The sequence below is a fragment of the Novosphingobium sp. FG137 genome (genome assembly GCF_057809735.1).
The window spans coordinates 1-14,674 of the sequence record NZ_JBMDKN010000013.1; the positions used below are offsets into that span (position 1 = coordinate 1).

Sequence of the window (14,674 nt, forward strand, 5' to 3'; positions counted from 1 at the left end):
TCGTCATTCCCGCGAAGGCGGGAATCCAGAGCGACCAGACCAAAACCCCCTTCACCCCGGACTTGATCCGGGGTCCCGCTTCCTCCCGCAACCCTACTCCGGCCGCTCCCCCGCCATCGTCGTGCGGTACATCTCGCGCCGGAACCCGTCATAATCATTAGGCGCCAGATGCAGCGCGGCGCGGTTGTCCCACATCGCGATCATGCCGGGTTCCCAGCGCAGGCGGCAGGTGAACCCGGCCTGCGTGATATGCCGCGTCAGCATGTCGAGGATCGGGCGGCTTTCCGCCTCGGTCATGCCCTCGATCCCCACGGCATAAACCTCGTCCACATAGAGCGAGGGCAGCCCGGTGAAGGGATGCGTGCGCACCAGTGGGTGGAAATTGCCGTTGAGCGCGGAGCTGCGCCGGTCGTCATTGGCAAAGGCCATCGGCTTGCCGCTGATCCGCTCCTGCGTCGCCACGTTCGCCTCAGCCGACATATGCACCTTCAGAGGGCGCAGCATCGCCTGCATTGCGGGGCTCAGCATCCGCCAGGCCAGCTGCGTATCGGTCCAGGTCGTGTCCCCCCCATAGGGCGGCACCTGAATGGCCCGCAGGATCGTCACCGAAGGCGGCTCATCCAGAAACGGCGAATCGGTGTGCCAGCCGCTGCCGAACAGCGCCTTGGTCTTGGTGTCCGCTTCCTTGATCAGCGGATGGACATTGCGGTGCCCCTCCACCCCTTGTGTGTAGGCATCGACCGCAAACGGCCCGAACCGCGCCGAAAACGCTTCGTGCTCGGAATGCGTGAGGTGCTGATCGCGCAGAAACACCATCTTGTGCCGCCACAGCGCGTCGCGGATCTCGTCGAAGGCCTCCGGAGCCAGATCATGCCCCAGCCGCACCCCGGTGATTTCTGCCCCCATCGCGGCGGTTAGCGGATGCGCGGTGATATGCTTGTAATCCCGCGCCGCATTATCGAAATCGCCCTGCGGGCTCAGCCTCACTTCGCGCATCAGCTTCTCTCCATCAGGCCGGAATGGCCCCCTCCAGCGCATCGGCCAGTTCCACCGGGCGCGAGAGGTAGGGGCTGTGGTCGGCATCGAGCGTCACCACCCGCGCACCGGGCGACATGGCCTGCATCCGGCGCTGGCTGGTGATCGGGATCGTGCGGTCCTCGGTGCATTCGATATAGGTGCGCGGCAAAGAACCCCAGCGCTGGGCTGAAAGCTGCAGCAATTCCGCGCGTGGCCCATGCGGCTCCGCCAGCAAGCGCGGCAGCACGCCCGCCACCAACTCGGGCGGCGAGATCTGCGCAAACACCGGCCCGGCCCGCTCAGGATCGACCACCGTCGCCGCGCCATCATGCACCTTGCTGATGATCGCGTCGAAATCGGGATTGGGCTCTTCCAGCGCCTTGAATTCGGCGCGCGATACGCCCGAAGGCAGCATCATCGCGCAGATATAGACCAGCGCGTCCATCGCCCCCGGATCGCGCTCCGCTGCGGTGCTCACCACCAACCCGCCGCGGCTATGCCCTGCCAGCACGACCGGCGCGCCGCCAAGCTGCGCCTTCAGCTCGCGGCAATGCTGCGCAGCAAAGAAGCCCCAGTCACCCAGCGTGATCGCGGCCATTTCCTCAGCCGTCCCGCCCATCGCCGGCAAAGTCGGCGCGACAACCGCATGCCCGCGCGCGCGCAGCAATTCCGCAACCGGATCGAAGCACCAGCCGCCATGCCACGAACCATGTATCAGCACGAAACCCGCCATCAGCGCACATGCCCCGACCATGTGCGCAGCCCCGGTGCCGTGCGGTCCTCGCTCTTCAATGCCGCCGCCATGCCCGGCCGCGCCGTCACGCGGTCGCGCCATTCCACCAGACGCGGCGCGCGCTTGGCGATCTCCATCTTGGGGAACATCCGCTCCACCATCATCCCGCAGTGCGAATAGAAATTGATATCCGCCAGCGTGTAGGTCGCGCCCGCCAGCCACGGCGTTTCCGCCAGCTGCTTCTCCACCTTGTCCACCGCGTATTCGATCTTGGCCGTCGCGTTCGCCAGATCGGCTTCGGAAAAGCCTGAACGCGCCGTCGCCCACTTCTTGCGCTGATCGGGCAGCGGGATGCTCTCGAGCAGCTTCTCGAACTCGCCGCTCTCGATATTGCGCGCAATCACGCCCACCATGCGGTGCCAGCCGTGCATCGAGACGAAGTTCATCACCTGCTCGTCGACGAACTTGTTCCAATAGCGCATCCGCGCCGCCCCCACCGCATCGCGCGGACGCAGCGGGCCGTCAGCGGGCTGCGCATCGGGAAACACATCTTCCAGATACTCGTTGATCACCGTGGTGTGGGTGATGATCGTGCCATCATGATCGAGCACCGGCACCTGGCCTTCGGGATTGATCGCGGTGAACCACGGCTGGTGCTGCTCGAACTTGTGCAGGTCGACATACACGCTCTCGTAGTCCAGCCCCTTCTCCTTGAGCGGGGCCATGGATTTGAGCGAATTGGCCAGCGGTTCGGCGTGGTAGTACTTGAGCGTCATACAGTTACCTTACGGCAAGAGTGCCCAGCACGCCGCCATCCACCGCCCAGCTCTGGCCGGTGACATGCGCGGCAGCGCGTGAAAGCAGGAAGGCGGCAACTTCGGCGACATCAGCTGCGCTGCCCAGCCGCCCCTGCGGCACATTGGCGGCGAGCGAGGTCAGCTGCTCGGGCGGCACACCTCCGAGCAGCGGGGTATCGATGAAACCGGGCACGAGGCAATTGACGCGCACGCCATAGGCAGCCCCTTCCAGCGCCGCCGCGCGGGCAAGGCCCAGCACCGCGTGTTTGCTCATCACATAGCCCACGTTCATCGCCATCCCGCGCTCGGAAGCAAGGCTGCCGGTGATCAGGATCGAGCCGTGCCCGCGCGCCTTCATTGCCGGCAGCACATGGCGCACGGCCCAGAATGCGGACTTCATGTTGACCGCCATCAGCGAATCAAACGCATCGTCCGAATAGTGTTCCAGCGGCGCGAACGTCCCGCCCGTCCCTGCGTTGAGGAACAGTCCATCGATAGGCCCATGCTGCGCGACTGCACTGTCCAGCGCGGCAATCAGCTGGTCCTGCTGGCCTACGTCCGCTGCTGCCCAGCCGGCACCTGCGCCCAGCTCCGCGCAAAGATCGGCGAGCAACTCGCCCCGCCGCGCAATCACCGTCACCCGCGCTCCGCCGCGCACCAGCCGCTCCACCGCAGCCCGGCCGATCCCGGTTGAAGCGCCGGTGATCACGACATGCTGGCCGGCGAAATCCATCAGTCCGCCTTCGGTGCGATGAATTCCGCCCAGGCCTGCCACCCCAGCTTGTCCGCCGCATCAGGAACCCATTGCTGCGCCATGAGTGCGCGCGCCTCCGCCTCGGGCATCCCCTGAAAATCGCGGTGCAGCCGGTAGAAGAACGCGGAGACCCGCCAGTTCATGATGCAATGCACGTGTACCGGCTTCGGCCCCTGCTCGATTGCCGCGCGGAACGCCTCGAAATGGGCCTCGGCAGGCGCATCGAACGGCACCGGAATGTGCGTGTAGGCGATACCTTCGGCGCCAAACCGGCCCGCCTCGTCAGCCAGCGCCTCGGGATGGCTGTCGAGCGCCAGATTGACGACCTGCTTCACGCCCAGTGCGGCAAGGCGGGCGACATCATGGTCCTCGAGCCGCCCCGAAGTCGTCACATCGCCGCTCAACCTTTGCCAGCCGCGGATATCGGCGGGATCTGTCTCCATACCGGCTCAGGCCAGCCCCAGCACGCGCAGCGCGTTGTCCTTCATGATGCCGGGCAGCACCTCATCCCGGAAGCCCACCTTGAGCGCGGCATCGATCCACTTCTGCGGGTGGATCAGCGGGAAGTCAGACCCGAACAGCATCTTATGCTTCAGCTGCGTGTTGGCATACTGAATGATCTGCGGCGCGAAGTACTTGGGGCTCCAGCCGGACAGGTCGATAAAGACGTTGTCCTTGTGCAGCGCCATCGAAAGGCTTTCATCCACCCATGGCCACGAAGGGTGCGCAAGGATGATCTTCATGTCGGGAAAGTCGACCGCAACATCGTCGATCAGCATCGGCTGGCCATACTTGAGCCGCATCCCGCCGCCGCCGCGCATGCCTGTGCCCATGCCCGAATGGCCGGTGTGGAAGATGGCAGGCAAACCGTATTCGGCGATCACTTCATAGATCGGATAGGCCACACGGTCCGCCGGGTGGCAATCCTGCACGATGCCGTGGAACTTGAAGCCCTTGACCCCGTAGTTCTCGATCAGATCGCGCGCCTCACGCGCGCCGAACTTGCCCTTGTGCGGGTCGATCGAGGCGAACGCGATGCAGATATCGTCGTTCTTGAGCGCCATTTCGGCGACTTCGTAGTTCGAGACCCGCTTCGCGCCCATGCCGCACTCCGCATCGACCGTGAACATGCAGAACGCGATCTGCTGCTCGCGGTAGATCTCGACGATCTCGGGCATCTTGGGCCGTTCGCGCGGGGCCTTGAAATAGGCCGATGCCGCATCGAAGAACTTGCCCATCACCGGATCTTCCGGATCGTGGCACGAAACCTCGGCATGCACGTGCACGTCGATGGCCTTGATCTTCGTAATATCGATGGGCACCGGCAATTCCTTGAAAAAAGCCCCGACGACCGCGCGGTCGCCGGGGCTGTTGTTCACTCAAACATGGCTCAGACGAGCGCGTCCTTCTTGACGGTGATCACCTGGCTGTAGGTGAACTCCTTCAGGCCCTCGATGCCGTATTCCGCGCCGAAGCCGGACTGCTTGTGACCGCCGAATGGTGCGAAGGGCGAGAGGTGGAGGAACTCGTTGATCCACACCGTGCCGGTTTCGAGCTGCTCGGCAATCTTCACGCCGCGCTCGGTATCCTTGGTCCACACCGCGCCGGCGAGGCCATATTCCGAGTTGTTGGCGCGCGCGATGACTTCGTCGTCAGACGAGAACTTCATCAGCGGCATGACCGGGCCGAACTGCTCCTCGGCAACGATCCGCGCGTCTTCGGGCGGGTTGTCGAGAATGGTGATCGGCACGTAGTAGCCCGAGCCCGAAGGATCGACATCGCCGCCGACGAGGAACTTGTAGCCGTTGGCCTTGGCGTCCTCGATCAGCTCGCACACGCGGTCGAACTGCTTCTTGTTCTGGATCGGACCCACGCCGGTGCCCTGGTTGGCACCATCGCCCACGGTCACGTTCTTCGCGTACTCGGCAATCGCCGCGCTCATCTCGTCGTAGATGTCTTCGTGGATATAGATGCGCTTGGCCGCCACGCAGATCTGGCCCGCGTTGGTGAAGCTCGACCAGAACAGCTGCTCGGCCACCTTGGCAACGTCGGCGTCAGGCAGCACGATCGAGGCGTCATTGCCGCCGAGTTCGAGCGTGATGCGCTTGAGGTCCTTCGAGGCGCCTTCCATGATCTTCTTGCCGGTCGCGGTGGAGCCGGTGAAGGTGATCTTGTCGATGTCCGGGTGCGCGGTGATCATCGGGCCGAGGGCATCCTCGCCGGTGATGATGTTGACGACGCCCGCGGGCACGATGTCCTTGATCAGCTCGGCAAAACGGAGCGTGGTCAGCGGAGTAAACGGTGAGGGCTTGAGCACGATGGTGCAGCCCGAAAGAATCGCGGGCGCGATCTTCTGCACGGCCATCAGGATCGGGAAGTTCCACGGCACGATGCCGCCGACCACGCCGACCGGCACGCGGCGCGTGCGGCTGAGGCGTTCGTCGCTGTCCTCGTTGATCGTCTCTTCCAGCGTCAGCGTCGACTGCGCGTTCATCATCGCCGAGCAGCCGCCGATTTCGAACTGGGCCTGCTGGTGCGGCTTGCCCTGTTCGGCGGTGAGGAGGCGGAACAGCTCGTCGAAGTTGGCGTCGATGGCTGCGGCCATGGCGCGGATCACCGCACGGCGATCATCAACCGGGGTCTTGGACCAGGTCTTGAAGGCGCGGCGGGCAGCGGCCACGGCGCGGTCAAGCTCCTCGGCGCCGCAAGCCGGCACCTGGCCGATCACCTGCTCGTTCGCCGGGTTCACCACGTCGAGCGCGGTGGCAGTGGTTACAAGCTCGCCGTCGATCAGATTGGGGTAGAGTTTGGTCATGGGTCTCTCCGTCCTCTATGGATTGTTCTAGGTTATAGCATTTTGTCAGCGCGATGCCAGCGCCTTGTCTTCGTTGGCACGCTTGATGAGATACATGCGGATCGCCTCCGCGTCAGCGGGCTTGAGCGCTGATTTGAACGAAACCATGCCCAGTTCGTGGAGCTGGCCGCCGATCACCACCGCCTTCAGCGCGTCGGCGGAGTTGATGATCGCCGAGTGGCGCAGATCGGGGTTGAGCCCGCCCGAAACCGCCGCATCGCCGTGGCAGACCGAACAGTAGCGGCCATAGAGCTGGCCGCCCTTGGTGGCCTGCGCCTGCGTGCCGGTGAACGGCGGCGGATCGAGCACCATCTGGTTCATCGGGGGCGCTTCGGGCAGCTGGCCCTTGGCGCCGAGCTTGAACACCAGCAGGCGGCTGATGTTGCGTGCCGCGCCGGCCTTGTTGGCCAGCACGCCGGTGGCAATATCCCATACGCCGCCCCAGCCGGCGAGGATGGCGACATACTGCTCGCCATCGATCGCATAGGTCATCGGCGCGGCGATGATCCCGGTCTGCGCCGGGAACGACCACAGCTTCTCGCCCTTGTTCGCGGTATAGGCCACGAATTCGCCCGCAGCCGTGCCCTGGAACACGAGGTTACCCGCGGTCGAAAGCACACCGCCGTTCGAGGGGCCGATGAGATCGACCTTCCACGCCGGCTTCCGATTCGCCACATCCCACGCCACCAGTTGCCCGGTGGTCGCCGCCTTCGCACCCGCCTGCACCTTGGCATCAGCCGGCATCGCCACGGCATAACCGTCAAGACCCGTCTGGAAGCCGATATCGGTCGGCTTCCAGCCCGCCGCCGCCATATAGGGGAATGCGGCAAGGTTGGTCGGGATGTAGAGATAGCCGGTCTTCGGGCTGTAGCTCTGCGGCTGCCACGAATGCGCGCCGACCGCGCCGGGCAGGCTGACGAAGGGCTTGCCGGTCTTTTCATACTGCGCATCGGGGTTGATGGTCGGGCGCCCGGTCTCGGGATCGACTGCCGTTGCCCAGTTCACCGGAACCCAGGGGGTTGCCGAAAGGAACTTGCCGGTCTTCACGTCGAGCACATAGACGTGCCCGTTCTTGGGCGCATGCATGGCCACGTGGCGCTTCTCGCCGCCGATCACCACGTCGGCAATCGTGATCTGCTGATCCGAGTCGAAGTCCCAGCGGTCTTCCGGCGTCTCCTGGAAATGCCATGCATACTGGCCCGTATCGGCATTCACCGCCACGATTGATGAGGTGTAGAGGCTGTCACCCGCACGCCCATTGGCAGCCGGATTCCACGGCTCGGCATTGCCGGTGCCGAAGAGGACGAGGTTGGTTTCCGGATCGTAGGTGATCGAATCCCACACGGTGCCGCCGCCGCCGAGGGTCCACCACTTGTTGCCCCAGGTCTTGGCCGCCGCTTCATGCGCCGCCTTGTTGACGCCTTCGACACCGAAGCCTTTAGCGGGGTTGCCCGGCACGGTGTTGAAGCGCCACACTTCCTTGCCCGTCTCCGGGTCATAGGCCGCGATATAGCCGCGCGCCTTGTATTCCGCGCCAGCCGCGCCAATCAGCACGCGGCCCTTCACGATGCGCGGCGCGCCGGTGATCGTGTAGTCGGTCTGGTTGGGCACCGTGACCTTTTCCCAGATCACCTTGCCCGTCTTCTGATCGAGCGCGATCAGCCGGCCATCCAGCGCCGCGACAAACAGCTTGTCGCCATAAAGCGCTACACCCCGGTTCACCGCATCGCAGCAGGTGCGCACCAGGGTTTCGCGCGGCACCTTGGGATCATAGGCCCACAGCGGCTTGCCGGTCTTCGCGTCATAGGCCTTCACCATCGACCATGCGGTCGAGACATAGAGCACACCGTCGTGCATCAGCGGGGTGGCTTCCTGCCCACGCGCGGTGTCCAGGTCGGCAAACCAGGCAAGGCCCAGTTGATCGACGTTGTACTCGTTGACCTGCTTGAGCGGCGAATAGCGCTGCTCGGCATAGTCGCGGCCATAACTCAGCCATTCGCCCGCCGGGACGCTCAGCAGCATCGCGTCGGTCACTCCGGCCATCGCACCCGATTGCGCCACCGCCCCCGCCGAAAGTGCGAGAACCGATGCCATGGCCAACTTGCGAACGAACGAAACGCGCATATCCGTCACCTTCTCCTGACTGCCCGGTGCGACCCCGGATCACTTTAACCGGCTGTTTAAACGACCCTCGGTCAATTCACCATACGCTGCGCGTCGCCCCAGTACTTTTTGCGCAGCGCCTTCTTGTCCATCTTGCCCGCAGCGGTGCGGGGAATGGCATCGATGAACTCGATCGATTTGGGCGCCTTCACGCCGCCCAGCCGCTGCTTGGTATAGGCGATGATTTCCTCGCCGGTGATCCCATCGGCGACGACCACTGCATGGACCTGCTCGCCCCACTTCTCGTGCGGGATGCCGAACACGCAGGCCTCGCGCACAGCTGCCAGTTCGGTCACCGCCGCCTCGACTTCGGCGGTGAAGACGTTGAAGCCCCCCGAGACGACCATGTCCTTCTTGCGGTCGACAATATAGAGATAGCCGTCCGCATCGAACTTGCCGACGTCGCCCGTATGGTGCCAGCCGAACTTGCGGATCTCGGCGGTTTCTTCGGGCTTCTCGAAGTAGGAATGCGTCACCAGCGCGCCGCGCACGCAGATCTCGCCCGCCTCGCCCAGCGGCATGTGATTGCCATCGTCGTCCATCAGCGTGACCTTGATCGAGCGGGTCGGCTTACCGCACGAGGCGAGCTTTTCCGGCGCCTCCTTGGCAAAGCGCGCCACGTCCTCGGGCGGGAACCACGCCACGATCATCGGGCACTCCACCTGGCCATAGGCTTGGCACATGCAGGGGCCGAAGATTTCCACCGCCTGCCGCAGCTTTTCCGGGCTGCAGGGCGATCCGACGAGGATGAAGATCTTCAGCGACGAATAATCGTGCTTCCCGATCTCCGGGCTCGCGAGGCACTGGTACATGGCCGTCGGCGGCAGGTACATGTGCGTGACCTTGTACTCCTCGATCGTGCGCAGCACGTCTTCGGCATCAAAGCCCGGCAGGATCACCTGCGTCGCGCCAAGGCTCATCGTCGAAAGTGCAATCGGCCCCGCCGCATGCGTGATCGGCGCGGAAACCAGCGCGACCGGATTGTCGGTGCGCCCGCCCATGCCGTCCGCCGCCGTCTCGATCATCGTGCCCCAGCCGAGGTTGGTCACGTTCGCGCCCTTGGAGGGGCCGGTCGTGCCGCCGGTGGGGAAGATGCCGACCATGTCCATCAGGTTGCCGAACGCATCGGTTTCGGGCTCGACGAAGTCGGCCTCGCTCACCCCGGCCATGAACTCCTCGAGGCTGGGGTCATCGCCCATGCGCTGATCGAGGCACACGAAGTGCTGCAGCGTCGGGCACAGGTCCTTGAGCTGCTGCACCTCGTCGGCCTTCGACGAGTGGTAGACCATCCACTTCAGCCGCACATAGTTGATGTAGGCCGCATTGGCCTCGATCGCGTTGCGCGTGTTGACCGGGATCCACTTGCCGTTGGCGCGCCACATCGCCAGCACCACCACCAGCAGCATGCCATCGTTCGGGCCATAAAGCCCGAGCAGGTCCTGATTCTCGAACCCGCCTTTCTGGAGTGCCGCGGCAATGCGCTCGGAAAGCGCCTTGGTCTCGGCAAAGGTCAGTTTCAGGCCGGATTCGGTATCGATAATCGCAAGGCGCGAAGGATCGCGGTCATGGCCACGGTCAAAGTAGTCGATTGCACGCATCGTGCTTTCATCCCCAACGGTTGATTTCCGGGCCAGGCGCCCAAGTTTTAAGCGGTTCCGGCGTGTTGGCCATGGCCAAAGCTGCCAGAATACAGGGCCGAACCGCCACGCGCGCCAGCCAGGCACGGGTAAGTGGCGTTTCGGAGAAGGCTTCGGGACGGACCAGTTCCATGCCCGCCAGCCAGCTGTAGGTGACCAGATCGGCAATCGAGAACGCGCCCATCAGGAACTCGCGTCCATCGGCCAGCTTGTCCTCGCAGCGCTGCACGGCCTGATCGACCTTGGCCTCGCTGTCCGCCACTTGAGCTGCGTCGATTGTACCGTCACGCAGGCCCAACCAGCGTTCGCGCAAGTCGTCCGAATGGATGGCTGCAGCAATATGAACGAAGTCTCGCGCCGGAATGGCTGCAATCGCCGCTTGCGAATGCGCCAGATTGCCCAGCAGCGCCGCCGCCGGCGAAAGCCGCTCGGTGATCTGCCGGCACCACATCAGCATTTCCCAATGCGCGTAAGGGTCATCAGGCTGGAGCCCGCAGCCCCCCGCCCTTTCATCGAGAAATTGCGCGAGGAACACCGACTCAGTCATCGCCTCGCCGCCGATCACCAGCACTGGCCCCTCGCCCTCGATCCCCAGATCGAGCGCGATCGGCTCGGCAATCTCCGGCAGGGCGTGCCGCGCACCGCTCAGAAGGTCGATCGGGCGGCAGGGAATGTCGAGCCCGCTTTCGGCCAGCGCCGCCAGCACGGTCAGCGAAGCACCATTGGGTTCGCCATGATAAAGCACTGGCTCCATCAGATGATCCCTTCCATCATCAGGCTATAGCGCGCCGCCATGTCGGTCTTGCCCATGGCCCACGTCTTGCCCACTGCCTCGCGCTCATAGACGCGCTTCAGCCAGCGCATGATGTTGGGCGTCTTGTCCTTGCTGGCGAGATCGGGCTGCGAAAGCGGCAGCGAATAGGTCGAGTTGAAGATGTTGATATCGGCCAGGCTGTAGGCATCCGAACCCACATAGTCTCGCTTGCCTAGCTCCTCCTCGAGCTTGGCGACGCCCAGCGCCACGCGGCGGCGGCTTTCGGCCATTTCCTCCGCGCTGAAATCGCCATTGATTGCCTTCTTCCATGCCCTGCGCCGCTCGGGCAGCGGAATGCGTTCAATCGCGGCGGCCAGTTCCTCCGGATCACGCTCCCGCACGCGCGGGCCGACGAACACGCTCCAGCCGATCATCGAGAAGCTGGGCCCAAGCCACTGGTCCATGAACTTCATCCACCAGCGCACCCGCCAGCGGTCCTGCGCGTCCGCCGGCATCAGGTCCGGCCCCGGGAACGCGGCGTTCACATATTCCATGATCGCCGTGCTTTCGGTCAGCACGCGCGAACCCCAAGGTCCCTGGTGCGTCATCGCCGGGATCGTCCCCTGCGGATTGATCGCAAGGTATTCCGGCTTGTGCTGATCGAACTGCAGCATATCGATGTAGTGGCTGGAAAAGGGCACGCCCTTTTCCATCAGCGCCAGCATCGGCTTGCCCGAATTGGCGTTGGGCTCCCAGTGATAGAGCGTCACGTCGGTCATGCGTTGAGCACCATGGCAGCAAGCTCTCTCCCGACTCCGGACATGCGGAGCTGATTGTTAGTGTTACATACTAAATCAGCTAGCGTGACGGTTCAAGCAGTCCTGCCCGCAGAGGCAGATCGCAGCACCCGCTTAGGCGCTAGTCCGCCCGCGCGCTAAGTGCTCCGGAGCGATCACATTTCACTGGGGGAAACAGCCCTCAGCGCGCGGCCATGCTCCAGCGCAGCAGGCCATCGTGGCCGGAGAGCGGCGCCGAAGCGCGCGTCTCGGCCGTCCGCCGCAAGCCCTGCTCTTCCAGCAGCCCGCGCAGCGCGGTCCAGTCGCTCCACCGCGTCAGCCCCTCGACACGCATCGCACCCGCCAGCGCTGCATGGGCGTCCCGCAGAGAGACCGCGGCAAGATCGATTCCCCGCCCGCCTGCAAAGCTTGCGGATTCAGCCAGACGGCTGTCGTAAACGATCACCGCCGCCATTTCTGTCGCCGCCTGCGCCGCCACCGGAACAGCCGCCACCGCGCCAGCAAGCGCTCCGCCTTTCAGCACCCCGCGCCGCGTGGTCCGCATCAGCCCGCCTTCCCGAGGTACTTCGAGACCGCATCCAGTTCGGCATCGGTGACGTCTACCTTGGTCTGCGCCGGCATCGCGCCCTTGCCCATGCGCACTACACTCTTCACATAGTCCGCCGTCAGGTCGGTGCGGTTGGCAAGCAGGCCCTTGTCCGGCGTCTCGCCCATCATCATGCGCTGCTTGGTGAGGAGGTTGGTGCCCATCCCGCCGGCAAGGTGGCAATAGCCGCAGTGGACCTGAAACAGCACCTTGCCGTCCCCGCCCGGCTTCAGCCGATCACCCGCTGGTGCCTCGCCGCGCATCTGGTAGGGCGGTGGCGGCCCTGGAGGCGGACCGGGAGGGAGGGCCGCAGCGGCGGACGCGAGCAATCCGGCTGCCAGAATCAGGCGCTTCATGCCTTGCCTCCCGAATTCTTGGCGCGCTGGGCGGCATAGGCGGCGGGCCAGATGCCCTGCTTGCCGGGTGCAACGATTCCATTGGGATCGAGCGCGTTTTTCACCTTCTCGCCAAAGCGGCGCAGCGCATGGCCGTTGAAATCGAAGGTGTCCATCACAGGGTCCATCCAGCCAAGGTGGGTGCGGTATTCGGCATAGCCCGCCTTGGCCGTCTCCGTGATGAGCGCATCGAACAGGCGGCGCATTTTCACCACTTCCTCGGCGTTGTCGCGGTCATACATCAGCATGTTGACGTTGTTGGCAAAGCGCCCGCCAATGGTGAAGCTGGCGTAGAAGTCCACGTCGAAGTCCGCGATGATCTTGCGGCTGCGATGCATCTGATCAAGCACGTGCTTGCCGGTTGCAGGCACCACCGGCGAAAAGCCCATGTGCGCCCCGCGCCCGCCGATCCAGTCGCTCATCTGCAAGGGCACGGCAGACGGGATGCCCATCGTGATTTCGACCCCGTGGACATAGTCGCCCGGATGCCACCAATGCTCGGCAGGCGGGGTCTTGAGGTTGCGCTCCATCGCCGCCTTCACCACCGCAGCCTTGGCCTTGACCACGCCTTCATCACCGTAGAACCGCAACGCGACCTGCCAATAGCCCAGCTTGTGCTCCTTGAGCAGTTCTTCCACGCGCGCTTCCGGAATCGCACCCGGCTTGTCCCAGAAATCCTTGCGCTGGCCTTTCAGCACCATCTTGCCAAGCCAGCTCGGGATGAACACGTTCTGGTCGATCAGCCCGGAAATCTTCAGCGGCGCAATCGTATCGATCACCCAACCGATATCGTCCACCGCCGGGATATCCCACACCAGTTCAAGCGATGTCTCGGGCGCGGGCTGCAACCACAGACCGGCCTTGGTCACGATGCCGAGATTGGACTGCGAAAAGGCCAGATCAAACGTCGGGCCATAGCTCATCGGAAAGAGATGGAAGGCCGGGTTGTTCGTCATCGCGCCCATGCCGGTGCGCATCAGATCGCCGTCCGGCAGCACCGCCTCGATCCCGCACAGATTGCGCGCGTGGAGGCCATAAGACGTATAACCGATGCCGTGCTCCAGCGCATTTCCGAGCACCGAGCCCCAGGCATTGCCCGGCACCGAAAGCCACAGCGGGGCCTTTTCGCGCTGAATATGCTCATAGAGATCAAAGAAGCCGACCCCCGGCTCGATCACGCAGTAGGCCAGCGCGCTATCGAGCTCGAGCACCTTGTTCATGCGCCCCAGATCGAGCACGATCGAACCCGGCAGGCGCGGCGCAGCAGTGCCATAGCCCAGGTTCTTGCCGCGCGAGACCGGCCAGAGCGGCGTCTTGTGCTCGTTCGCCAGCCGCACGATCGCGCGCACTTCCTCTACGCTGGCGGGCGCAATCGCCGCGCCTGCGGGCCATTCCTCGGACGAGCCGGGCGCATAGACATCGGAATAGGCGTCACGGTCGGCGTCGCTCGCCATGACCCAGTCCTTACCTACGACCCCGGCAGAGGCGGTGAGCATGGCATCGAACGTCTTGGGGCTGACGCGGGGCGGCAGATGCAGCTTCACCGGCGGAATTCTCCCATGTGTATTTTCTACCAATTGTTAGTGTTTTGCCGCGCGAAGGCCGCCGCGTCAAGTCAGCGCATAATACCGCACGTGGTTTCCATCCGGCCGCCGCTCGCCCACGCCGATGAACACGTGCCGCGTCAGCCAGTCGTGCGGGCCCTTGCTCGTCTCGAAAGTCGGCTGCGCGCGCAGATAGTATTCGGCATGCGGCACCGGCGCACCGCCAGCGAAGGCCCAGTTCCGCAGCCGCTCCATCGTCCCCGGCTCGCGCCCCCACAGGAACCCCTTGTTCTGCATGTAGATCAGCGTGCCATCATCGACTTCGAGCATATAGCGCGCATCGAACACCGCCGTGTCATCGGGCCGGAAGAAGGCATAATCGCCGCCCGAATTGGGCACCGCACGGCCCTTCAGCCGCGGCCCCTCGAACTCGCCATCATCGACATAAACCGCGCTGCGCATGCCCCCCGTGGGCACATCGGGCACCACCTGCACGCGGGTGAAGCGCAAGGTGCAGGCAAAGGCAAACTCCAGCCTGGGGTTGTCGAGTGTCGAAAAGTCCATGATCAACGTTTCCTTCTAAACCCCACAAACCCCATCCCCGCTCACCCTGAGCCTGACGAAGGGTGCTGGCGCAACCGCC

The 14,674-nt window shown here is 64.3% G+C and carries 15 protein-coding genes; all 15 read right to left on the reverse strand.

Annotation, left to right across the window (positions count from 1 at the left end):
* Positions 1-93: 93 nt before the first annotated feature.
* The 15 genes from ACODS2_RS22675 to ACODS2_RS22745 all read right to left on the reverse strand — a co-directional run bounded on the left by ACODS2_RS22675 (position 94) and on the right by ACODS2_RS22745 (position 14,595).
* A complete protein-coding gene (locus ACODS2_RS22675; RefSeq protein ID WP_489000759.1) occupies positions 94-996 on the reverse strand; it encodes a TauD/TfdA dioxygenase family protein in 903 nt (300 codons plus the stop codon).
* A gap of 13 nt (positions 997-1,009) precedes the next feature.
* Positions 1,010-1,771 carry an alpha/beta fold hydrolase gene (locus ACODS2_RS22680; RefSeq protein WP_489000760.1) on the reverse strand — a complete coding sequence of 254 codons (762 nt, stop codon included), beginning with the start codon at positions 1,769-1,771 and terminating at the stop codon, positions 1,010-1,012.
* The gene (locus ACODS2_RS22685; protein WP_489000761.1) at positions 1,750-2,526 is read right to left on the reverse strand and encodes a glutathione S-transferase family protein; all 777 of its coding nucleotides are present in this window, start codon (positions 2,524-2,526) and stop codon (positions 1,750-1,752) included. The genes ACODS2_RS22680 and ACODS2_RS22685 overlap by 22 nt, the downstream gene beginning before the upstream one ends.
* Positions 2,527-2,530: 4 nt before the next feature.
* Positions 2,531-3,280 carry an SDR family NAD(P)-dependent oxidoreductase gene (locus tag ACODS2_RS22690; protein ID WP_489000762.1) on the reverse strand — a complete coding sequence of 250 codons (750 nt, stop codon included), beginning with the start codon at positions 3,278-3,280 and terminating at the stop codon, positions 2,531-2,533.
* A complete protein-coding gene (locus tag ACODS2_RS22695; RefSeq protein WP_489000763.1) occupies positions 3,280-3,744 on the reverse strand; it encodes a protein tyrosine phosphatase family protein in 465 nt (154 codons plus the stop codon). The genes ACODS2_RS22690 and ACODS2_RS22695 overlap by 1 nt, the downstream gene beginning before the upstream one ends.
* A 6-nt stretch (positions 3,745-3,750) precedes the next feature.
* Positions 3,751-4,623: an amidohydrolase family protein gene (locus tag ACODS2_RS22700; protein WP_489000764.1), complete on the reverse strand. Its 873-nt coding sequence runs from the start codon at positions 4,621-4,623 to the stop codon at positions 3,751-3,753.
* Between the two features lie 68 nt (positions 4,624-4,691).
* A complete protein-coding gene (locus ACODS2_RS22705; protein ID WP_298173170.1) occupies positions 4,692-6,116 on the reverse strand; it encodes an aldehyde dehydrogenase family protein in 1,425 nt (474 codons plus the stop codon).
* 45 nt (positions 6,117-6,161) lie between these two features.
* Positions 6,162-8,249, reverse strand: coding sequence for a PQQ-dependent dehydrogenase, methanol/ethanol family (locus ACODS2_RS22710; protein ID WP_489000765.1), 2,088 nt, complete (start codon positions 8,247-8,249; stop codon positions 6,162-6,164).
* A gap of 101 nt (positions 8,250-8,350) precedes the next feature.
* Complete coding sequence (locus ACODS2_RS22715; protein WP_489000766.1) at positions 8,351-9,916, reverse strand: AMP-binding protein; 1,566 nt, start codon at positions 9,914-9,916, stop codon at positions 8,351-8,353.
* A 7-nt stretch (positions 9,917-9,923) separates the two neighbouring features.
* Positions 9,924-10,709, reverse strand: coding sequence for a glutathione S-transferase family protein (locus ACODS2_RS22720; RefSeq protein WP_489000767.1), 786 nt, complete (start codon positions 10,707-10,709; stop codon positions 9,924-9,926).
* Positions 10,709-11,488: a glutathione S-transferase family protein gene (locus tag ACODS2_RS22725; RefSeq protein WP_489000768.1), complete on the reverse strand. Its 780-nt coding sequence runs from the start codon at positions 11,486-11,488 to the stop codon at positions 10,709-10,711. The genes ACODS2_RS22720 and ACODS2_RS22725 overlap by 1 nt, the downstream gene beginning before the upstream one ends.
* 199 nt (positions 11,489-11,687) lie before the next feature.
* Positions 11,688-12,050 (reverse strand): hypothetical protein, encoded by a 363-nt coding sequence (locus ACODS2_RS22730; protein ID WP_489000769.1) that lies wholly within the window; start codon positions 12,048-12,050, stop codon positions 11,688-11,690.
* Positions 12,050-12,448 (reverse strand): c-type cytochrome, encoded by a 399-nt coding sequence (locus tag ACODS2_RS22735; protein WP_489000770.1) that lies wholly within the window; start codon positions 12,446-12,448, stop codon positions 12,050-12,052. The genes ACODS2_RS22730 and ACODS2_RS22735 overlap by 1 nt, the downstream gene beginning before the upstream one ends.
* A complete protein-coding gene (locus tag ACODS2_RS22740) occupies positions 12,445-14,031 on the reverse strand; it encodes an FAD-binding oxidoreductase (protein WP_489000771.1) in 1,587 nt (528 codons plus the stop codon). Before ACODS2_RS22740 ends, ACODS2_RS22735 begins: the two co-directional genes overlap by 4 nt.
* A gap of 66 nt (positions 14,032-14,097) precedes the next feature.
* On the reverse strand, positions 14,098-14,595 hold the full coding sequence (locus ACODS2_RS22745) for a DUF3237 domain-containing protein (RefSeq protein ID WP_298164745.1): 498 nt from the start codon (positions 14,593-14,595) through the stop codon (positions 14,098-14,100).
* Positions 14,596-14,674: the final 79 nt, after the last annotated feature.